Annotated in this window: 23 protein-coding genes; 6 read left to right on the top strand and 17 right to left on the bottom strand. The window is 63.5% G+C overall.

What is annotated here, in order from left to right; all coding sequences use genetic code 11:
* Nucleotide 1: 1 nt before the first annotated feature.
* A complete protein-coding gene (der, locus tag ABID59_RS25620) occupies nt 2-1,384 on the top strand; it encodes a ribosome biogenesis GTPase Der (protein WP_354085222.1) in 1,383 nt (460 codons plus the stop codon).
* A 187-nt stretch (nt 1,385-1,571) separates the two neighbouring features.
* On the opposite strand, the gene ABID59_RS25615 is transcribed toward der, so the two are convergent.
* From ABID59_RS25615 to ABID59_RS25585, 7 genes are all read right to left on the bottom strand, one after another.
* The gene (locus ABID59_RS25615; RefSeq protein ID WP_354085221.1) at nt 1,572-2,810 is read right to left on the bottom strand and encodes an ABC transporter substrate-binding protein; all 1,239 of its coding nucleotides are present in this window, start codon (nt 2,808-2,810) and stop codon (nt 1,572-1,574) included.
* A 168-nt stretch (nt 2,811-2,978) separates the two neighbouring features.
* A complete protein-coding gene (locus ABID59_RS25610; protein WP_354085220.1) occupies nt 2,979-4,157 on the bottom strand; it encodes an NHL repeat-containing protein in 1,179 nt (392 codons plus the stop codon).
* Between the two features lie 78 nt (nt 4,158-4,235).
* A complete protein-coding gene (locus ABID59_RS25605) occupies nt 4,236-4,979 on the bottom strand; it encodes an SDR family NAD(P)-dependent oxidoreductase (protein ID WP_148752911.1) in 744 nt (247 codons plus the stop codon).
* Nucleotides 4,980-5,138: 159 nt separating this feature from the next.
* Entirely contained in the window at nt 5,139-6,650 is a 1,512-nt protein-coding gene (gene purF, locus ABID59_RS25600; RefSeq protein ID WP_354085219.1) for an amidophosphoribosyltransferase, read from the bottom strand.
* Nucleotides 6,651-6,677: 27 nt separating this feature from the next.
* Nucleotides 6,678-7,307 (bottom strand): CvpA family protein, encoded by a 630-nt coding sequence (locus ABID59_RS25595; RefSeq protein ID WP_148752913.1) that lies wholly within the window; start codon nt 7,305-7,307, stop codon nt 6,678-6,680.
* A gap of 168 nt (nt 7,308-7,475) precedes the next feature.
* A complete protein-coding gene (gene radA, locus ABID59_RS25590) occupies nt 7,476-8,924 on the bottom strand; it encodes a DNA repair protein RadA (protein WP_148752914.1) in 1,449 nt (482 codons plus the stop codon).
* 241 nt (nt 8,925-9,165) lie between these two features.
* Entirely contained in the window at nt 9,166-10,083 is a 918-nt protein-coding gene (locus ABID59_RS25585; RefSeq protein ID WP_354085218.1) for a LysR family transcriptional regulator, read from the bottom strand.
* Nucleotides 10,084-10,214: 131 nt separating this feature from the next.
* Here ABID59_RS25585 and ABID59_RS25580 point away from each other — a divergent pair, with 131 nt between their 5' ends.
* Nucleotides 10,215-11,006: an alpha/beta fold hydrolase gene (locus tag ABID59_RS25580; RefSeq protein ID WP_354085217.1), complete on the top strand. Its 792-nt coding sequence runs from the start codon at nt 10,215-10,217 to the stop codon at nt 11,004-11,006.
* A gap of 35 nt (nt 11,007-11,041) precedes the next feature.
* On the opposite strand, the gene ABID59_RS25575 is transcribed toward ABID59_RS25580, so the two are convergent.
* From ABID59_RS25575 to ABID59_RS25535, 9 genes are all read right to left on the bottom strand, one after another.
* A complete protein-coding gene (locus ABID59_RS25575; protein ID WP_354085216.1) occupies nt 11,042-11,509 on the bottom strand; it encodes a metallophosphoesterase family protein in 468 nt (155 codons plus the stop codon).
* 36 nt (nt 11,510-11,545) lie between these two features.
* A complete protein-coding gene (locus tag ABID59_RS25570; RefSeq protein ID WP_148752918.1) occupies nt 11,546-12,271 on the bottom strand; it encodes a sulfite exporter TauE/SafE family protein in 726 nt (241 codons plus the stop codon).
* A gap of 100 nt (nt 12,272-12,371) precedes the next feature.
* Complete coding sequence (gene rpiB, locus ABID59_RS25565) at nt 12,372-12,818, bottom strand: ribose 5-phosphate isomerase B (protein ID WP_148752919.1); 447 nt, start codon at nt 12,816-12,818, stop codon at nt 12,372-12,374.
* 67 nt (nt 12,819-12,885) lie between these two features.
* Nucleotides 12,886-13,680: a transporter substrate-binding domain-containing protein gene (locus ABID59_RS25560; RefSeq protein WP_354085215.1), complete on the bottom strand. Its 795-nt coding sequence runs from the start codon at nt 13,678-13,680 to the stop codon at nt 12,886-12,888.
* Between the two features lie 20 nt (nt 13,681-13,700).
* Nucleotides 13,701-14,459: an amino acid ABC transporter ATP-binding protein gene (locus tag ABID59_RS25555; protein WP_354085214.1), complete on the bottom strand. Its 759-nt coding sequence runs from the start codon at nt 14,457-14,459 to the stop codon at nt 13,701-13,703.
* A gap of 1 nt (nt 14,460) precedes the next feature.
* Nucleotides 14,461-15,129 (bottom strand): amino acid ABC transporter permease, encoded by a 669-nt coding sequence (locus tag ABID59_RS25550; protein WP_354085213.1) that lies wholly within the window; start codon nt 15,127-15,129, stop codon nt 14,461-14,463.
* A gap of 7 nt (nt 15,130-15,136) precedes the next feature.
* Complete coding sequence (locus tag ABID59_RS25545) at nt 15,137-15,820, bottom strand: amino acid ABC transporter permease (RefSeq protein ID WP_354036064.1); 684 nt, start codon at nt 15,818-15,820, stop codon at nt 15,137-15,139.
* A 10-nt stretch (nt 15,821-15,830) separates the two neighbouring features.
* The gene (locus ABID59_RS25540; protein ID WP_354085212.1) at nt 15,831-16,730 is read right to left on the bottom strand and encodes an NAD(P)-dependent oxidoreductase; all 900 of its coding nucleotides are present in this window, start codon (nt 16,728-16,730) and stop codon (nt 15,831-15,833) included.
* Between the two features lie 35 nt (nt 16,731-16,765).
* Nucleotides 16,766-17,506: a FadR/GntR family transcriptional regulator gene (locus tag ABID59_RS25535; protein ID WP_354085211.1), complete on the bottom strand. Its 741-nt coding sequence runs from the start codon at nt 17,504-17,506 to the stop codon at nt 16,766-16,768.
* Between the two features lie 179 nt (nt 17,507-17,685).
* On the opposite strand from ABID59_RS25535, the gene ABID59_RS25530 reads away from it, so the two are divergent.
* From ABID59_RS25530 to ABID59_RS25520, 3 genes are all read left to right on the top strand, one after another.
* Nucleotides 17,686-17,994 carry a hypothetical protein gene (locus ABID59_RS25530; protein ID WP_148752926.1) on the top strand — a complete coding sequence of 103 codons (309 nt, stop codon included), beginning with the start codon at nt 17,686-17,688 and terminating at the stop codon, nt 17,992-17,994.
* A gap of 88 nt (nt 17,995-18,082) precedes the next feature.
* Nucleotides 18,083-18,451: a GFA family protein gene (locus tag ABID59_RS25525; protein WP_354036066.1), complete on the top strand. Its 369-nt coding sequence runs from the start codon at nt 18,083-18,085 to the stop codon at nt 18,449-18,451.
* 96 nt (nt 18,452-18,547) lie between these two features.
* On the top strand, nt 18,548-19,363 hold the full coding sequence (locus ABID59_RS25520; protein ID WP_354036177.1) for a DUF4886 domain-containing protein: 816 nt from the start codon (nt 18,548-18,550) through the stop codon (nt 19,361-19,363).
* Between the two features lie 114 nt (nt 19,364-19,477).
* Here the strand turns inward: ABID59_RS25520 and ABID59_RS25515 are convergent, their stop codons facing one another.
* Entirely contained in the window at nt 19,478-20,248 is a 771-nt protein-coding gene (locus ABID59_RS25515; RefSeq protein WP_354085210.1) for an exodeoxyribonuclease III, read from the bottom strand.
* 41 nt (nt 20,249-20,289) lie between these two features.
* Here ABID59_RS25515 and ABID59_RS25510 point away from each other — a divergent pair, with 41 nt between their 5' ends.
* The gene (locus ABID59_RS25510; protein ID WP_354036068.1) at nt 20,290-20,508 is read left to right on the top strand and encodes a cysteine rich repeat-containing protein; all 219 of its coding nucleotides are present in this window, start codon (nt 20,290-20,292) and stop codon (nt 20,506-20,508) included.
* The last annotated feature ends 254 nt before the right edge of the window (nt 20,509-20,762 follow it).

Genomic DNA, 20,762 nt, shown 5'->3' with positions numbered 1-20,762 from the left:
GATGTCCTTTACGATTGCCATTATCGGCCGACCCAATGTCGGCAAGTCGACGCTTTTCAACCGCCTGGTTGGACAGAAGCTCGCGCTTGTCGATGATTTGCCCGGCGTCACCCGCGACCGCCGCGAAGGCGAGGCCAGGCTCGGCGATCTCGAATTCACCATCATCGACACCGCCGGCCTCGATGAGGGCGCCAAGGGCTCGCTGACGGCGCGCATGCAGGAGCAGACCGAGACCGCGATCGCGCTGGCCGATGCGCTGTTCTTCGTGATCGATGCCCGCATAGGCCTCACACCCACCGACCGTGCCTTCGCCGATTTCGCCCGCAAGGCCAACAAGCCGGTGCTGCTGGTCGCCAACAAGAGCGAGGGCAAGCACGGTGACGCCGGCGCAATGGAATCCTTTGCGCTCGGCCTCGGTGATCCCATCCAGATCTCGGCCGAGCACGGCGAGGGTATGGGCGAGCTCTACGACGAGCTCGCCAAGCTGATGCCGGAGCCCGTCGACGAGGATGAGGCCGAGGACGACGAGCCGCTCACCGAGGAAGAGGCCGCGACGCGCCCGATCCGGGTTGCCATCGTCGGCCGGCCCAATGCCGGCAAGTCGACCATGATCAACCATCTGCTCGGCGAGGAACGCCTGCTGACGAGCCCGGAGGCCGGCACCACGCGCGATTCGATCGCGGTCGAGCTCAACTGGAAAGGCCGGGAATTCCGCGTGTTCGACACCGCCGGCCTGCGCCGGCGTTCGCGCATCGAGGAGAAGCTGGAAAAGCTCTCGGTTGCTGATGCGTTGCGCGCGGTGCGCTTTGCCGAAGTCGTCGTGATGATGATGGATTCGCAGAATCGCTTCGAAGAGCAGGATCTGCGCATCGCCGATCTGATCGAGCGCGAGGGACGCGCGGTCGTCCTCGCCGTCAACAAATGGGACCTGATGGAGACCAAGGGCGGCGGCGCGATCTCGACGTTGCGCCGCGACGCCGACCATTGGCTGCCGCAGATCAAGGGCGTGCCGATCGTCGCCGTCTCCGGCCTGATGGGCGAGGGCATCGATCGCCTGATGCAGGCGATCCAGGACGCCTATGCGCTGTGGAACAGGCGCGTCTCGACGTCGGCATTGAACCGTTGGTTCGAGGAGGCGGTTCAGGCCAATCCGCCGCCGGCCGTGTCCGGCCGCCGGCTGAAACTGAATTATATCACCCAGACCAAGGCGCGCCCGCCAAGCTTCGTCTTGTTCTGCTCGCGTGCGGACGCAGTTCCGCAATCTTATCTGCGCTACCTCATCAACTCGATGCGCGAGGCTTTCGAGCTGCCGGGCACGCCGGTGCGCATCACCTTGCGCGAGAAGGCCAACCCCTTCGCCCACAAGCGCAAGCGGCCCTCGTGAGCGCGACGCTGGTGACAAAACAGGTTTCGTAGGGTGGGCAAAGCGAAGCGTGCCCACCGCGTCTTGCAGTCTCGGAGAGATGGTGGGCGCGGCGCTTTGCGCCTTTGCCCACCCTACGATAGCATCAGATGCCGTGCGAGATCCCGGGTTCGCTGCTGCGCATCGCCCCGGGATGACTGCTACGCGGTCACTTCTTCACCAGCGGACACTCGCTGTCCTTGAGCGGCCTGGCGGCATCTTCGGCCGGGATGTTCGCGACCAACTTGTAATAGTCCCACGGTCCCTTCGACTCCTCGGGCTTCTTCACCTCGAACAGATAGGCCGGGATGATACGGCGGCCGTCCTCGCGCAGCGGGCCCTTGCCGAACAGCGGATCGTCGGTCGGGATTTCCTTCATCTTGGCGACGACCTTGACGCCGTCGTGCGGATTGCCGCCGAGCGCCTCGAGCGCCTTGAGATAGTGTATCACGCCGGCATAGTTGCCCGCCTGCGTCATCGACGGCATCGCCTTGTTGGCGGTCTTTTCCTGGAAGCGCTTGGACCAGGTGCGGGTGTTGTCATTCAGATCCCAGTAGAAGGATTCGGTGAAGGTCAGGCCGTGCGCGGTCTTGAGGCCGAGCGAGTGGACGTCGTTGATGAAGAGCAACAGCGCTGCGAGCTTCTGGCCGCCTTCGACGATACCGAACTCGGCCGCCTGCTTGATCGCGTTGGTGGTGTCGCCGCCAGCGTTGGCAAGCCCGACGATCTTCGCCTTCGAGTTCTGCGCTTGAAGCAGGAAAGAGGAGAAGTCGGACGTGTTGAGCGGATGCTTGACGCCGCCCAGCACCTTGCCGCCGTTGGCTGTGACGACCGCGCTGGTGTCGCGCTCGAGCGCGGCGCCGAAGGCATAGTCGGCGGTCAGGAAGAACCAGCTGTCGCCGCCGGCCTTGGTCAGCGCCTTGCCGGTGCCGTTGGCGAGCATGTAGGTGTCGTAGGTGTAGGAGATGGTGTTGGCGTTGCAGGCCTTGCCGGTGAGGTCGGCGCTGGCGCCGCCATTGTTGAGCAGGACCGCGTTCTTTTCCTTGGCGACGTTGCTGACTGCCAGCGCCACGCCGGAGTTCGGCGTGTCGGTGATCATGTCGACCTTCTGGGTGTCGATCCACTGCCGCGCGATGTTGACCCCGATGTCCGGCTTGTTCTGGTGATCGCCGCTGAGGACCTCGATCTTCCAGCCTTTGGCGCGGAGACCGGAATCCTCCACCGCCATGTTGACGGCCAGCACGGAGCCCGGACCGCCGATGTCGGCGTAGAGACTGGACATGTCGTTGAGCACGCCGATTGTGACGGTCTTGTCTTGTCCTTTTTCCTGGGCGTAGGCGGATGTGGCAAAACCGAAAGCGGCGCAGGCAAGAAGGGCCGCAGAGCGGCGCGCGAACGTCGTCGTCATAAAAGGTTTCCTCCATTGTCAAATATGCGGACGGCTCTCTTGGATGAAGCCTTGGTCCGGCCGATTCCGTAGCCTGTCCCGGGGACGGCGGCAATGCGCCTAAAGCCGGATGACGCCGTGTCGTGGCGTCATCCGTCGGTTAACCTTTGGGCAAAATGCGTTGAATTGCTATTTGAGCGCGTCCGAGGTCAGCTTGAATTTCTGGATGCGCTTTCCGGTGTCGACCTCGGCGGTATAGACGTTACCCCCGGCATCGACCGCCATAGCATGCACCCAGTGGAATTGCCCGGCATTGCGCCCGTTGTGGCCAAAGCTGCCGACGACGCTGCCGTCCTCGCGCTTGAGCACCCTGATCTCGTTGTTCTCGCCATCGGCGCTGAGCAGCCAGGTCTGCTTCGGATCGGGCCAGATCGCGATGTCCCACACCGCGCCGTTGCCGAGCGTGTTCTTCTCGAACAAGAACTCCTTGACGAAAGTACCGTCCTTTTTGAACACCTGGATGCGGTTGTTGATGCGGTCGCAGACGTAGACGAGGCCGTCATTGGCAATCTTCACGCAGTGCACGGGATTGCCGAATTGCTGCGAGATCGGGGCCTTGGGATCATAGGCTGCCTGCTTGCTGTCGTCGGGCTTGTTGCCGTAGGCGCCCCAGTGCCGCTTGTAGGCGAGCGTGGTTGCATCGAACACGATGACGCGGCGGTTGCTATAGCCGTCGGCGACGTAGATCTCGTTGGCGTCCTTGTCGAGCGCGGTTTCGGCGGGCTTACCGAGCTGCGTCGTGTCGTTACTTCCGAGGCTCGGCGCGATCTTGCCGATCTGGGCCACGAACTTGCCGTCGAGCGTGAATTTCAGGATCGCGTTGTCGTTGTCGGCATTGCCGCCGATCCAGACGAAGCCTGCCGGATCGATCTCGATGCCGTGCTCGCGGCCGACCCATTCATAGCCGGTGCCGGGCCCGCCCCAGGACCGCAGCAGATTGCCGTCGGCATCAAATTCGAGCACGGGCGGCGCCGAGACGCAGCACTTCGAACGAGGTGGGTTGAGGCTTGCGCCTTTCTCGTCGTCAGTGAGCGAGCGCGGGCGATGGATCATCCAGATATGGCCCTGCCAGTCGACGGTAATGCCGCCGACCTGGCCGAGGATCCAGTTGTTCGGGAGTTGCTTCGGCCAGGACGCATCGACCGCGAAGGTCGGCACGTCGCCGGCTTTGGCAACGTTCGGAAACGCGAATGCGATGGCTGCAATCAGGATGGAGAAAGCGTGAGAGACGCGTGCAACCGCATGGTTGAGGCCTGCACGATCAAGCCCCGTGCGATGAAGCCCTGCGCGATCATGCCATGGCGCCATGGCAACCTCCCTTTTTTGGCTTGCGGCTTGCTGCCGCTTGAGCGCGGGCAGTCAATCGCGGGGAGGTGATCAAGTCAATCAGGCCGGTGCACGGAAGCTCATCAGGGTGCGCGTCTTGTAGTCGTAGAATTTGCCGGTCTCGGTCCAGCCGGGCGCGCACAGCGGGACGATGAACGCGGCGACCTGCTCGGGGGTCTCAAGCGTCGTGGGATCTTCGCCCGGCATCAGGGTTGCGCGCATGCGGGTGCGGATCGGGCCCGGGTTGAACAGGTTGACGCGCAGCGGCGTGTTTGCGGTCTCCTGCGCCCAGGCGCGCGCCAGCGTCTCCAGCGCGGCCTTGGAGGCGGCGTAGGGGCTGACATAGGCGGTCGCCTTGTTGGCGGCGCCCGAGGTGATGAATACGGCGCGGCCGGCATCGGACTGCCTCAGCAACGGCTCCATGCAGCGGATCAGCTGGAAGTTCGCGGAGACGTTGACGGCCATGACGTCGTTGAACGTATTGAGCTCGATATGGCCGACCGGCGAGGAGGGACCGAGCACGCCGGCATTGCCGACGAGGATGTCGAGCTTGCCGTACCGCTCATGCAGGCCCGCGCCGAGCCGTGCGATGCCATCGGAATCGGTGAGGTTGAGCGGAACCAGCGTGGCGCTGTTGCCGCCCGCTTTGCGGATCTCGTCGTCGAGCTCCTCGAGCCCGCCCTGGGTGCGTGCGGTTGCAACGATATGCGCACCGGCCTTCGCCAGCGCGAGCGCCGTAGCAAAACCGATGCCGCGCGAGGCGCCGGTGACGAGAGCGATGCGGTCAGCGAGGGGAAGTGTCATGGCGGGGGTTTTACAGGCGTGGGTGGCCGGGACAAGCCCCCACCACGACGTCATTCCGGGGCGGTCCGCAGGACCGAACCCGGAATCTCGAGATCCTCAGGTGCGCAATTGCGCACCATAGTTCGCGCTGTCGCACGCCCCGGGATGACGCCTTCGCCGTCAGCTCGCCTCCGCCAGCAACGACAGCTGCCGCGGTTGCGGCTCGGTCTGGGTCTGGTCGGTGAGGTGGGTCGGATAGGCGCCGGTAAAGCAGTGATCCGAGAACTTCGGATTGGCGGGATCGCGGCCTGGCTCGCCCATGGCGCGGTACATGCCGTCGATCGACAGGAACGCGAGCGAGTCGGCTCCGATGATCTCGCGCATCTCCTCCAGCGAGTGCGTCGCGGCCAGCAGGCCGCCACGGTCGGGCAGATCGATGCCGTAATAATCGGGATAGAGGATCGGCGGCGAGGCGAGGCGGAAATGCACCTCCTTCGCGCCGGCATCGCGCATCATGCGCACGATCTTCTTCGAGGTGGTGCCGCGCACCAGCGAGTCGTCGATCAGGATGATGCGCTTGCCTTCGATCGCGGCGCGGTTGGCCGAATGCTTCATGCGCACGCCGGATTCGCGGATCGCCTGCGTCGGCTGGATGAAGGTGCGGCCGACATAGTGGTTGCGGATGATGCCGAGCTCGAACGGCACGCCGGAATGCTGGCTGTAGCCGATCGCAGCGGGCACGCCGGAATCCGGCACCGGCACGACGACGTCGATCGGCACATGGCTTTCGCGCGCGAGCTGCGCGCCAAAGGCCTTGCGCACCTCGTAGACCGAGCGGCCGTGGACGATGGAATCCGGACGCGAGAAATAGATGTATTCGAAGATGCAGGGACGTGGCGCGATCGGCGGGAACGGCTTGTGGATGTCCTGGCCGTTCTCGTCGAACACGATGACTTCGCCGGCCTCGATGTCGCGGACGAAGCGGGCGCCGATGATGTCGAGCGCGCAGGTCTCGGACGTCAGGATCGGGCAGCCGTCGAGCTCGCCAAGCACCAGCGGACGGATGCCGCGCGGGTCGCGCGCGCCGACCAGCTTCTTGTTGGTGAGCGAGACCAGCGCGTAGGCGCCCTCGATCTCGCGCAGCGCATCGATATAGCGCTCGATGAAGCGGGCGCGCCTGGAGCGTGCGACCAGATGCAGGATCACCTCGGTGTCGGTGGTCGACTGCATCATCGCGCCGTGCATCACGAGCTCGCGGCGCAGCGTCAGGCCGTTGGTGAGGTTGCCGTTGTGGGCGACCGCGAGGCCGCCGGCATTGAGCTCGGCGAACAGCGGCTGCACGTTGCGCAAGATGGTTGCGCCGGTCGTGGAATAACGGACATGGCCGACCGCCATGTTGCCGGGCAGGCGGTCGATCACCTCGCGGCGGGAGAAGGTGTCGCCGACCAGGCCGAGGCGGCGTTCTGAGTGAAAGCGGCTGCCGTCGTAGGAGACGATGCCGGCGGCTTCCTGGCCGCGGTGCTGAAGGGCGTGAAGGCCGAGCGCCGTGATGGCGGCGGCGTCCGGGTGTCCATAGATGCCGAAGACGCCGCATTCCTCGCGCAGCGTATCTCCCTCCAGGTCGTCCTGAAGCTCTAGCGCGGCCGGGCCGGTATCGAGATCAAGTTGGGCGTCCTGGTCAGGGTGTCGCATCTCGTCCGCGCCTCTCTGTTGGCTCAATCAACGCGCCGCAGGTTTCTCGATCAGCTTCTTCATGCTGTCACGAGCAGGTTTACTGTATCCGTCGCCACTGCCCGAAGGCTGCTGCTCGGTATCAGCTTGATCATCATCTGGTTTGTTTTTCTTGAATCTCTTCAAGATGGTGTTCTCGGGGTCGTCAGGCAAGAGGGACATCAGCCAATCCCCGGTTCCCTGGAGCACCACGCGGGACTTGGCCCCCGTGACCCAATCCGGGCGCTGCTTGTCCGGCACCAGCCAGGTGAAGAACAGGAAGGCCACCACGACAATTAAGAGCCCGCGAGCCAGGCCGAACAGGAAGCCGAGGGTGCGATCCAGCGCGCCAATGCGCGAATCCAGGATCATGTCGGAGATCCGGACCGTGATCACGGAGACCACGACCAGGGTACCGACGAACACACCGGCGACCACGACCACGCTCGCGACGGTGTCGTTGTTGAAATAGGTCTTGGCGGTCGGCAGCAGCTTGGAGAAAGAGTACAGAGTCACGATTGCCGCCGTGCCCCAGGCTGCGATCGAGAGGATTTCGCGCATGAAGCCGCGAACCATCGCGAGCAGGCCCGAGATCAGCATCACACCGAGCAGGATCAGGTCGAGGAGTGTAACTGGCATCGGCTGGTCTGGTCCGCTCGTACTCTCAAAGGATGCTCAGCGAATCGGTGTTTGGCCGCCGCCCTAAAAGAGGGGCAGACGGCGCTTCCGGCAAGGCCGCAACCACGCAATCCCATGCTGCTTTTGTGACGGCTGTATAGCTGTGGGGGCGCTTGACGTCACCTCTAGCTACCCCTCTCCACGGCGGAATCTTGCCGGTGTGGCATTTTTCTCCGCCGGCGGGCTCGAGTCGCCGCGGCGGGAGCCCTTGGCGGCGATTTCGGCGACCAGCGTGGTCAGGCTGTTGACCGCGTTCAGGGTCAACCCCGCGTCACCGCTGGCCTCGGCGCCCCGGGCCGATTCGGGCAGCACGGCGCGTTTGAAGCCGAGCTTGACCGCTTCCTTGAGCCGGGCCGGGGTCTGTGCCACCGGGCGGATGACGCCGGAGAGTGAAATCTCGCCGAAATAAACGGCATCGGTGGGTAACTGCGCATTAACCAGGGATGAAACCAGCGCGGCCGCAGCGGCCATATCAGCTGCCGGCTCGTGAATGCGCAGGCCGCCCGCGACGTTCAGATAGACGTCGTGGCCGGACAGCTTGACCCCGCAATGCGCTTCCAGCACCGCCAGCACCATCGAGAGCCGGCTCTGATCCCAGCCGACCACGGCGCGGCGCGGGGTGCCGAGCGAGGTCGGGGCCACCAGCGCCTGCAATTCGACCAGAACGGGCCGCGTGCCCTCGATACCCGCGAAGACTGCGGTGCCGGGCGTGCCGAGATCGCGCTCCGACAGGAACAGCTCGGAGGGGTTGGTGACCTCGCGCAGGCCGAGCCCGGTCATCTCGAACACGCCGATCTCGTCGGTCGGGCCGAAGCGGTTCTTGACGGCGCGTAAGATTCGGAATTGCTGCGAGCCTTCGCCCTCGAACGACATCACGGCATCGACCATGTGCTCGACGACGCGGGGGCCGGCGATCTGGCCGTCCTTGGTGACGTGGCCGACCAGGATGATGGCCGCGCCGGTTTTCTTGGCGAACCGAATCAGCGCCTGCGCCGAGGCGCGCACTTGCGTGACCGTGCCGGGCGCCGATTCCACCGTGTCGGTCCACATCGTCTGGATCGAGTCGATCACGATCAGCCGGGGGACGGCGCCTTCCGACAAGGTTGATACGATGTCCTCGACCGAGGTCTCGGCCGCGAGCTGCACGGGCGCATCCGACAGCCCGAGCCGTTCGGCGCGCAGCCGCACCTGGGCGATGGCTTCTTCGCCGGAGATGTAGACGATGCGGTGGCCGGCGCGCGCCATCAGGCTGGTCGCCTGTGTCAGCAATGTCGACTTGCCGATGCCTGGATCGCCGCCGACAAGCAGCACCGAGCCGCGCACGAAACCGCCGCCGGCGACGCGGTCGAGCTCGGTCATGCCCGAGGACAGGCGCGGTGCGTCTGGGCTTTTTCCCGCGAGGCTCTCCAGCGCAAACGTGCGACCCTTGCGCTTGGAGCGGATCGAGACCGGCACGCTGCCGGTCGCGTCCTCCTCGGCCAGCGTATTCCACTCGCCGCAGGACTCGCACTTGCCCTGCCAGCGGTTATAGGCCGCGCCGCAGTTCTGGCAGACAAAGGAAAGCGTGTTCTTGGCCATGGGGAGGGGGATTCGAGGGGCTCGGATTTGGTGATAGCACGGATAGTCGCGGAAGATCGCTACTGTCTTCAGGGCCGAATTTGGGGACATCCCGGCAATTGTCAGTTTGCCAGATGCCCATGCGCGTCACGGGAGAGCAGCCGCTGATCGGCGATCCTTCTTCGTCCTGGCCTTGCGGACCTTGAAAGCGGGACCCAGTTAGCGGCGTCTCTGGGGAGAGCCTATCGGATTGTCTGAAACCTCAGGTCCTAAGCATGAGATCCCAGGGTGGCATGTCTCCCAAACTGGCGCTCAGATGCTCGATAAACCGACGAAGTTTCAAGGACACGTGCCGTTTGGTTGGGTAGACGGCATGTATCGCCAGTTCCGGCGTCTTGTGGTCTGACATCAAGACTTGCAGGGTTCCCGCGGCGACAGACTCTCCGAACACGAAGCTGGGTCCGTAGGCCACGCCCGTTCCCGCCAATGCCGCAGCCAGTAGCATTTGCATGTTATTCGCGGCCAGCCGCACCGGGCCGTTGATGACATGAGTGTTGCCGCAAGGATCTGTAACCGTCCAATCGCCGGCTGAAACAGCTTCAGTGAATGCGAGTCGTGGAGCTTGGCGGAGTTGCTCAACGTCTTTCGGCGCGCCGTGCCACGACACAAAAGATGGCGCTGCGCAGAATACCATGCGGCACGGGGCAAGCCGTCGGGCCACAAGATCGGAATCTTCCAACAGCCCGATGCGAATGGCCACATCGATACGATCCGCCAGCAAGTCGACATAGCGGTCGCTAAGCACGGTCTCAACCGCGACGTCGGGATATGCGGCCAGATAGCTCGCCACAACGCTGCCGAGATGCATGGTTCCGAAGGTGGTCGGTGCGGCAACGCGCAGCATTCCGCGCACTGTCTGCTGCGCATCCCGAGCCTCCCTATTCGCATCCTCGTATTCTTCGAGTATGTGCTTGCACCGTGTGTAATAGGACCGTCCCACGTCGGTCAGCGTCAGCATGCGCGTGCTCCGCTGAAGCAGCCGCACCTTCAATTGCTCCTCGATCGCAGAAACATGCTTACCTGCCATTGAAGGCGACAGGCCGAAGCGCCCGGCAGCACCTACAAGACTGCCCTCTTCGACCGCGGCGACGAATACCGCCATGCTGATGAACCGATCCATGAAAGCTCCGATCTGATAATCCCATTATCAGGTGCCGATAAAATTAGGCCGATTATCGATCGATCCAACGGCAATTATCTCCGTTCGTCGTCCGACCGATCCCCGGTTGGCTCGGAAAAAAGGAGATCACGATGAAAGTCGCCTCGAATGGCTTGGAACTGAACGTTGAAGAGCGCGGCGGCGGCAATCTGTCACTTGTGTTTTTGCATTACTGGGGCGGCTCATCCCGCACCTGGAAGCACGTCACTGCCAAGCTGGCGCCGCACTTTCGCACCGTCGCTATCGATCATCGCGGCTGGGGCGAGTCCGATGCGCCAAGCGATGGATATGCTTTGGCCGATCTTGCGGCTGATGCCGAAGGAGTGATCCAGGCACTCCAGCTGAAGCGCTATGTGCTCATCGGGCATTCCATGGGCGGCAAGGTTGCCCAGCTCATGGCATCCCGTCGGCCCGCTGGGCTGGCCGGCCTCATTCTCGTAGCGCCGTCTCCGCCTCAACCCATGACGATGCCGGCGGACGCGCGCGAGATGATGGCTGGGTCGTACGCCTCGCGCCAAGCCGTGGAGGCGGCCATAGACAATGTGTTGACAGCCAAACCGCTCTCCGCCGCGGATCGCGAACAGGCGATAACGGACAGTCTGCGCGGCGCGGCTCCGGCGAAGATTGCCTGGCCGAGAGCCACCAGCCTGGAAGACATCACGGCTCAGGTCGGCGCGACCAGCGTTCCCACGATTGTGGTTGCTGGTGAATTGGACCGTGTGGATAGCCCCGACTTGCTAAGAGCAGAATTGCTCTCCCGAGTTCCGCGAGCCGTCATGCGTGAGCTGCCCGGCACGGGGCACTTGTCGATGCTGGAATCGCCTGATGCGCTGGTCTCGATTATCGAGGATTTCTGCCTTTCATTGGGCGGCTCCACGCGGTGATGATCCAAGCTTGCTTCGGATATACCCCATCGCTCTCACCTGTCGAGGTCATGAATCTCAGGCCGCAGAACGCCGGCGTCATCCAGATCGAGCGTTGCCAATGTGACCGGCAATTTGAAGCGCCTCGGGCCGGCGCTTCCCGGGTTCAAGAACAGCATTCCGTTGATCCTGTTGATCTGCACCCGATGCGAGTGACCGGAAATCACGGCGTCAATGTCGTGAGCCGCCGGGTCGATCTGTAGAGCCTTGAGATCGTGCAAGAGATAGAAGCAGCGGCCGCCGAGGAGGAGCGTTTCGGTTTCAGGATAGTGCTTCGCCCAGTTGCCGACATCGACATTTCCTCTAATCGCGGTGACGGGCGCAATTCGCCGGAGCCGTTCCAGAACGTCCGGCGCGCCGATATCGCCGGCGTGGATGATGTGCGAGACTCCGGCAAGGCATTGTTCTGCCTCCGGCCTCAGGAGACCGTGCGTGTCTGAGATCACTCCGATCCTCAACGACATCTCGGGCCGAAACTCCAGTGCGAGGGTGCGTAACCCTCACGTTTGAATAGCGGTCCACAGCATCGAGAGTCCGGCTGCGATCATGATCGCGTCCATCACCAGGCGGAACATCTCGGGCTTCAGGTGCAGCACGAAGCGTTTTGCGATGAAAGCGCCGGCCATCAGTGACGAGCCCGCGACCAGACCCTTGATGAAGACCTCCTGCGTGAGGGCGCCGAAACGTTCGAACGTCACGGATTTGGCGAAGTAGAGACCAAGCGAGGCGGCGGCCTCGGTCGCGAGAAAGGCGCCTTTGGAAAGGCCGTAGAACAGGAACAGCGGTACACTGAGCGGGCCGGTCGAGACCACGATGCCGGTGAGATAGCCGATGATCGCGCCGCCGATCGCGAGATGCCAGAGATTGGCCTTGAGGTCGTGCCGCGCCAGCCAGTGCCGCACCGGCACCATCGCGATCAGGAACATGCCGATGGCGAGATCGACGGCATGCGAGGGCAGGGCGAGCAGCGTCCGTGCGCCCAGCACCGCAGCCGGAATGCCCGTGACCGAATAGGCCAGACAGGCCCGCCAGTCGACCTCGCGCCACCACGCCAGGATCCGTGAAAAATTCGCCATCACGGAGGCGACCGCCATGATCGGCACGGCTTCCTTCGGCCCATAGGCATAGACCAGCACAGGCATCAGCATGATCGACGATCCCGTGCCGACGATGCCTGAGATGGTGCCGGCGACGAGGCCGACGGCGAGGACGAAAAGAAAGGCCAAATGACTCTCCACGAATCGGAGGAGTTTAGCCGCGGCCAGCAATGTGGGCGATCCATGTTAGGCGGGGGAACCGATCGCTTTGCGCATGGCAGGCAGGCCGTCAGCCTTGTTCGTCCATGACGCGCAGCTTCTCGACGCGGCGGCGGAAATCCTCGTCGGTGGAGAATTCCGCGGACAGGTAGGAGGAGACGAGATCGACGGCGAGCCATGCCCCGACGATCTGCGCGCCGATGCACATCACGTTGACGTCGTCGTGCTCGACGCTCTGATGGGCGGAGTGGATATCATGGCAGACCGCGGCGCGGATGCCCTTCATCTTGTTGGCTGCGATCGAGGCGCCGACGCCGGTGCCGCAGACCATGATGCCGCGCGCGGCTTCGCCCGACGTCACCTTCTGCGCCACGGCGCGTGCGATGTCGGGGAAGTCGACCGGCTTGTCGTCGTAGGAGCCGATGTCGACGATGTCGTGGCCAAGCTTGCGGATATGGTCGATGACGGTCTGCTTGAGCGGCCAGCCGGCGTGGTCGGATCCGATGACGAGACGCATGTGATGTCCTTCTTGATTTTGCATAGGTCGTGACAGCCGCGAGTGGCCGTCACGACTATTTCTGGTCCTAGCTACGCATGTCGGGCGGCAGTTCGACGCCGTGGAATTTCTTGTAGATCGCGTTGAGCTTGCCGTTCTTGACGTTTTCGGTGATCCAGACGTTGAGCTTGTCCATCAGGCGCTGCTCGCCCTTCTTCAGGCCGATGGCGAGATCGAAGGTTGCCAGCGGAATCCTGGACTCGAACACGCGCGCGGGGTTCTTCACGCCGATCTGGTTGATGATCGTCGCGGACGAGGCGACGCAGTCGACCTGGCCCGAGACGGCGGCCGTCACCATGGTGGCGTCGTCGTCGTAGCGGGCGATTTTGAGGTCCTTGTCCTTCATGTTGGACAGGGTGGTGTCCTGCGTGGTGCCGCGCGAAACGCCGATCGACTTGTCCTTGAGGTCGGGCCAGTCCTTGATATTCAGCGACTTCAGGCAGCCAATGTCGGACTGCAGCGTGGCGTAACGCTTGCTGAAATCGATGACCTTGGCACGCTCGGGTGTCACCGACAGGGTCGAGATGATGATGTCGGCCTTGCCGGTCAGGACGTTCGGAATACGCGTCGCGCCCGTGGTCTGAACAAATTCGAGCTCGAGCCCCCAGTCCTTGGCAAGCAGCTGCGCCACTTCGACATCGGAGCCGATCGGCTTCATGCTGGAATCCATCATGCCCGACGGCGGAATGGCGACGTCCGTCGAAATGCGGATCTTCTTGGCCTGCATGATGTCGTCGAGCAGGTCGGCTGATGCGGGCGTTGCTGATATCATGACGAGGCCGCATAGCGCGGCAGCAGCGGCCAGCAATGTTTTATTGGTCATCCCTAGTTCTCCTCTCCCTGTTATGATTTTAAGTTTCCCGTGCCCACGAATTGCGTGAGCTCGGGGGTCGTCGGCGACGTCAGGATCGAGGCGGGTCCGGTCTCGTGGACCTTGCCGCGATGCATGAACACGATCCGGTCGGCGATGCCTTTGGCAAACCCCATCTCGTGGGTGACCATCACCATGGTCATGCCGTCGGCCGCGAGCTGCTCGATCACCCTCAGCACTTCGGCGGTGAGCTCCGGATCGAGCGCCGAGGTGACTTCGTCGAACAGCATGACCTTCGGCTGCATCGCCAGCGAGCGGGCGATCGCGGCGCGCTGCTGCTGGCCGCCCGAGAGCTGCTCGGGATAAGCGAGCAGCTTCTCTTCGAGTCCGACCTGCGCCAGCACCTTGCGCGCGAGGTCCTTCGCTTGCGATGTTGCCATGCCCTTCACCGCGCAAGGCGCAAGCGTGATGTTCTGCTCGATCGTCAGGTGCGGAAACAGATTGTAGCTCTGGAACACGATGCCGACGTCCTGTCGCAGCGCGCGGAGGTCGACGTCGGGCCGGTCGACCCGGTGTCCGCAGACCACGATCTCGCCGCCATCGACCTTTTCAAAGCGATCAATGCAGCGCAGCGCCGTGCTCTTGCCGGAGCCGGAGCGGCCGATCAGCGCCAGCACCTCGCCGCGCTCGACGGCGAAGCTGACGCCATCGAGCACCCGGAGCGGGCCAAAGCTCTTCTGCACGTCGCGGAGCGACACGATGGGTTCGGGCGAGGGGGTGTTTTGCTGCATGTCAGGCTGGCGCGAGGTTGGACCTGCCACGTCCCATGCGCCGTTCGAGCTTCTGGCTGAACAGCGACAGGGGATAACACATGGCGAAATAGACGACGGCGATGATCGCGTAGATGGCGAACGGTTCGAACAGCGAGTTGTTGACGATCTGGCCGGAGCGCATCAGCTCGACGAAGCCGACGACGGAGGCGAGCGAGGTGTTCTTGACGATTTGCACCATGAATCCGACGGTCGGAGGCGTCGCGATGCGGATGGCCTGCGGCAGGATCACCTTCATCATGCGCTGGGTCCGGCTCAGCGCCAGGCCTTCAGCCGCCTCCCATTGCGGCTTCGGCACGGACTGGATGCAGCCGCGCCAGATCTCGCCGAGATAGGCGGCGACATACAGCGTCAGCGAGGCGCCGGCGGCGGTGAGTGACGAGACCTTGAGGCCGATCGCGGCGAGGCCAAAATAGCCGAGGAACAGGATGACCAGCAGCGGCGTGCCCTGGATCAGCTGGACATAGACGGCGCTGGCGAGCCGCACGGATTTGAGCGGCGATATCCGCGCGAGCGCGATTGCAAAGCCGACGATGCCGCCGCCGATCAGCGCGATCACGGATAGACCAATCGTCCACAGCGCGCCTTGGCCGAGGAACGTCAGATGATTGATGTTGAGATGTCCGCCCATGGTCATCTCACAGCGGCGTGCCGAGCCGGCGCCGGCGCGGAAACAGCACAAGCCCGAGACCCCAGAAACCCGCGCGCATGACCAGCGACAGGGCGATGTAGAGCACGGCGACGATGATGTAGGTCTCGAAAGCGCGGTAGGTGTCGGACTGGATGTAGTTGGCGACCGCGGTGAGTTCTTCGGCCGAGATCTGCGAACAGACCGAGGAGGCCAGCATCAACAGCACGAACTGGCTGGTGAGGGCCGGATAAACCTTCTCGATCGCCGGCAGCAGGATGATGTGCCAGTAGATCTGGAGGCGCGATAGCGCCAGCCCTTCGGCCGCCTCGATCTGCCCGCGCGGGATGGCCTCGAAGCCGGCGCGCATGATCTCGGCGGTATAGGCGCCGACGTTGATGGTCAGCGCCGCGACTGCCACCGTGAAGGCCGAAAGTTTCAACCCCAAGCTAGCAAGGCCGAAATAGACCAGGAAGATCTGCACCAGCAGTGGCGTGTTGCGGATGGACTCGACATAGACCTTGCAGGCGCCCGCGATCAGCGAGCTCTGCGAGCTGCGGCCGACGGCTGCGAGCGTGCCGAACAGGGCGCCGAGCACAGTAGCAAAGAAAGCCAACTCCAGCGTCAACGCGGCACCGCCGAGCAAGCTCGGCCATCGCTCCAGCACTGCAGGGAAGTCGAGTTGGAGGCTCATCGTCGTCGGGTCAACCCGTCACCTGGTTGGTCATACGGTCGTAGACGCGAAACAGCGCCTGGTTGCCGTTGCTTCCTTCGCCGTGCGCGCGTGCATCGACATATTGGCTGGTGACGAGCGCAGTGCCGGGTAGGGGGACGTTCAGCGCCTGCGCATGCTCCTGCACCAGGCGGAGGTCCTTCAGCATCAGGTCGATGCGAAAGCCGGCGCCGGTATCGCCCGCGATCATGGACGGGCCGAGCTCGTCGAGCATCCAGGATGCAGCGGAGCCACCGAGCAGCACCCGGCGCAGCAGATCGAGATCGACGCCCGAGGCGCGCCCGAGCGCGAGCGCTTCGCAGATCGCCTGGATGTTGATGCCGCAGATGAGCTGATTGCAGAGTTTGACGGTCTGGCCGGCGCCGCTGTCGCCGGCATGCGTGATGGTGGTGCCCATCGCGCGGAAGAACGGTTCGGCCTTGGCAAAGGCGTCAGCCTCGCCGCCGGCCATGATGGAGAGCGCGGCGTCCTTGGCGCCCAGCGGCCCGCCGGAGACGGGCGCGTCGATGAAGCTCACGCCAACCTTTTGCAGGTCGGCATGGATGCGGCGCACGGCGACCGGTGAGATCGTGCTCATGTCGACGATCAGTTTGCCGGGCGGTGGTGATTTCAAAAGACCGTTCTCGCCGTAAACGGTCGCTTCGACGTGAGGCGTGTCGGGCAGCATCGTTATGACGATGTCGGCGCGCTGCGCGGCGTCTGCCGGAGTTCTCGCGCGGCTCGCGCCTTCCTTGACGATATCGGCCACAGCGGCTTCGTTGAGATCGAAGGCGCTGACCGTGTGGCTGGCCTTCAACAGGTTGCGCACCATCTCAAGGCCCATCGTCCCAACGCCGATGAAGCCGACGCTGCCCTTGTCATCCCGTCCCATGTTGCCCGTCCGTTTCTTGATTGGTCTGTTCGCGGTCAGCGCGAGGCGCTGGTCTTGTCCATGTCGCCGACGACGGCGCGCCGCCGGTATTCGTCGCCGATGGCAAAATGCTTGCGCAGCGTTGCATCTGCGCGCTCGGGATCGCGCGCGATGACTGCTTCGAAGATGCGGCGGTGGTCGTCGATCAGATAAGTCTTCATCGACGGGAAGGCCTGCACCAGCTCGCGGCGGCTGCGATGCGAATGCGTCAGCAGACCGGCCATCGAATTGTGCAAGACAGTCAGCGTTTCCGAGTGCGAGGACAGGACGATGGAACGATGGAATTCGAAGTCGGCCATGCCGCCGGCGTCCGCCTCGTCGATGGTCTCCTCGATCTTCGCAAGCGAGCGCTGGAGGCGCTCGAAATCGGCAATGTTGGCGCGCTCGCAGGCGAGCCGGATCGCCTGACACTCGATCGCGACGCGCGCCTGCATGACGTCGTCGACCATGTCCGCCTGCTGGGCGAGGGCGAAGGTGAAGAAGTCGTTGAGCACCGAGACGTCAGGCCGCGTCACCACGGTGCCGATGCGGTCGCGGATTTCGACGATGCCGAGCACGGTGAGAGCGCGCAGCGCCTCGCGGACGATGGGGCGGCTGACGCCGAGGAGGCTGGCGAGCTCGCGTTCGGAGATCAGGCGGTCGCCGGGCTTTAGCGAGCCTGCGAGCAGTTGCTCCCGCAAGAAGGCAAATACCTTCTCGAAGCCCTTTTCGCCTTCGGCGGCCCGCCTGAGTTCCATTCCCGTCTCGTCTTGAGCTGACCTTGGTTAGACCAGTAGGATGACCAGATCGCGACGTCAAGGGCATTGGTTAATCGCGCGTGTCGCAGGCATCCACAATGCGAGCGGGTCGCCGGCCTGATCCTTAGAATTTGAAGCGTATTGATCGGAGTGCTCGCTCAAAGAATTTGAGGTCCGCGATGCCCGATCACCATTGCTTCTCCGCCCTCGACCGCCATGCGGTGCTCGGCGGATCCGACAACGGCTTTCCCTGGTATGCCGGCGCGATGCTTGCGGTCGAGGCCAGCGAGGTGGTGCGGCTGCGCTGCGAGAGGCTCAGTCATGGCGACGAGGCGGCCGGGCAGGAGGCCGTGCTGATGGTGAGCGAGAAAATCGCTGCCGCTTTCGAAGCGTTTGCGAGCCTGCTTGCGGGCGCGACGCCGGCCTCGGTCGTCCAGCGCTATCGCGAGCACGTGGCCGCGAACGCCAAGCGGCTGTCCGCAAACTAGACCCTTTGGCCGGGCGGCTCGCTGCTGACAGCATGTTGGCAGCAGTGGCGGGCTATGACCACCTCCTGACAAAGGGAGGATGCGGGACATGCCGATCGAGGCAAGCTGTCATTGCGGTGAGACGGTGTTCGAGGTGACAGAGGCGCCATCGAGCGTGACGCGTTGCACCTGTTCCCTCTGCGCCAAGCGCGGGGCGCTGTGGGCCTATTACAAGCCGGCGCAATTCCGACTGCTGTCACCGCCGGAGAACGTGGCGACCTACCTCTGGGGCAGCCGCACCGTCAAACATCATTTCTGCGCAAACTGTGGCTGCGGCACATACTCGGAATCGCCGGATTGGTCGACCGGCAAGCCCGATTTCGACAATCCCAAGGTCGGCGTCAATGCGCGCCTGTTCGACGATTTCGATCTCGAAGCGGTGCCGGTGAATGTGATCGACGGCAAGAACCTGTGGTAAGGGCGCAGTCCCGCGCATAGCTCCTGCACGATCGTCCTCTTGAGGCCGTCCGGGAAAGCTGATTTGTTTCCGGCCCAAGAAAAAGGGGAGGAAGCTATGATGCGTCTTTTTGCGCGAGTGATGCTCGCGATTTGTCTGGCCTTTGCAGCCGGCTTCGATGCGCAAGCGCAGACGAAGCCGAAGGTCACGACCCTCGGACCGGACTTTCCAAAGGCCGCGCTGTTCGTCGGCAACAGCTTCTTCTATTACAACAACGGCATGCCCGGGCATCTCTCCTTCATGGAGCGGGCTGCGGATGATGCCAACAAGGGTGCCTATCGCAACACCATGGCCACGATCGGCGGCTCCGGCCTCGACTGGCATGACATGGACAATCTGCTGCGGCCGGGCGGTCTCGGTGCTTATTCCTTCGACGACCAGAACGTTGTCGTCTTCAACAAGCCGGGCAAACAGTTCGATGCCGTCGTGATGATGGATTGCAGCCAATGTCCGATCCATCCGCAACTGAAGGACGCGTTCACGACCTTCGCCAGGAAGGACAGCGAGATTGTTCGCGGCCACGGCATGCGGCCGGTGCTGTTCATGTCCTGGGCCTATCTCGACAAGCCGGAAATGACGGAAGGGCTGGCCGAGGCCTATACGATCGCCGGCAATGCCAATGATATGCTGGTCATCCCCGCGGGCCTCGCGTTTGCGCGCGTGCGCAAGCTGCAGCCGGAGCTCAATCTCTATGCGCCGGACAAGCGGCATCCGAGTCCCGCCGGCACCTATCTCGCGGCCTGCGTGACGCTGGCCGCGCTGACCGGCCGCTCGCCGGTCGGCAATTCCTACACGATGGGGATCGATCAGGAGACGGTGCAATTGCTGCAGAAGGCGGCGTGGGACACGGTGCAGGATTATTACGGGCGGTGATCCACGGCGCTCGTTCGTAGGATGGGCAAAGCGAAGCGTGCCCACCAATACTTTATCGATATGGGATGGTGGGCACGGCGCAAGCGCGCCTTTGCCCACCCTACAGCACCTCGCTTATTTCAGCACCACCCAGGCCGGAGCATGATCGCTCGCACCATCCTCGCCACGAACCTTCTTGTCGACGCCGGCCTTTGCCAGGCGTGAGACGAGGGTAGGGCTGAGCAGCAGATGGTCGAGCCTGAGGCCCGCATCGCGCGGCCAGCGGTTTCGCTTGTAGTCCCAGAAGGTGTAGATGCGCTTGTCTCCGTGCAGCTCACGGATCGCATCGCACCAGCCTTGCTCGACAAGCGAGGCGAACGCCGCACGGCTTTTCGGCTGGATCAGCGCATCCTTGTCCCATGACCGCGTCGGATAGATGTCGATCTCATCAGGCGCAACGTTGAAGTCGCCGGCGAGCACGACGGGCAGCTCCTGCTTGATGAAGGTCTTGGCGTGGCGTCTCAGCCGCGCAAGCCAGTCCAGCTTGTAGTCGAACTTCGGCCCGGGCTGCGGATTGCCGTTCGGCAAGTAGATGCTGGTGACGATGATGCCGCGCACGGCAGCTTCGATGTAGCGCGCCTCTTGGTCGTCGGGCCGTCCCGACAGCCGGTCGCGCGTCAGCACCGGCTGGGCGTTGCGGGCGAGGATAGCGACACCGTTCCAGGTCTTCTGTCCGCGCCAGACTGCGCCGTAGCCGGCCTTTTCGATTGCCGTCGCCGGAAATTCGCCATCACTTGCCTTCAACTCCTGGAGTGCGACGACATCCGGCTTCGCCGCGCGCATCCATGCGAGCAGATTGGGCAGGCGGCGGTTGATGTTGTTGATGTTGAATGTCGCAATCTTCATGTAGAGCTGATCGCCTCGCACGTCCCGACACCGGAGATACAATGTCCAAGTTGAGCTTTGCCGCTATCGCATTCGTCGTCGCACTCTCCGGGGCCGCTTCCGCACAATCGGCCGATCCGCGCGGCGCATGCAAGGCGGACTACGACAAATTCTGCTCCGGCATCGCGCCCGGCGGCGGCATCGTGGCCTGCCTCAACGGCAAGCGCGATCAGCTCAGCACGACCTGCAAGGCAGCGCTGGATAGCAGGAAGAAGAAGTAAGCACCCACTCTCGTGTCCCGGACGCGGTGCAGCGTGCAACGCTGCTCCGCAGAGCCGGGACCCAGAAAGCGACACGGTATGCTGTTGAGAGATGGGCCCCGGCTCTGCAGCGCACCGCCGAAGGAGCGCTGCGCTGCGTCCGGGGCACGGACGTGTGCTCTAGAGCGTTAGCCCATCTGACTGAATCGTTGGGGATTCACAAATCAGCGTTTTGGTGATTCAAGCTACCCGCCGGGACGGGAGGCCGGCGGGCA

The organism is Bradyrhizobium sp. S3.3.6, assembly GCF_040546905.1.
GTDB lineage: Bacteria > Pseudomonadota > Alphaproteobacteria > Rhizobiales > Xanthobacteraceae > Bradyrhizobium > Bradyrhizobium cytisi.
This window is presented reverse-complemented; position numbering and strand designations above follow the sequence as displayed.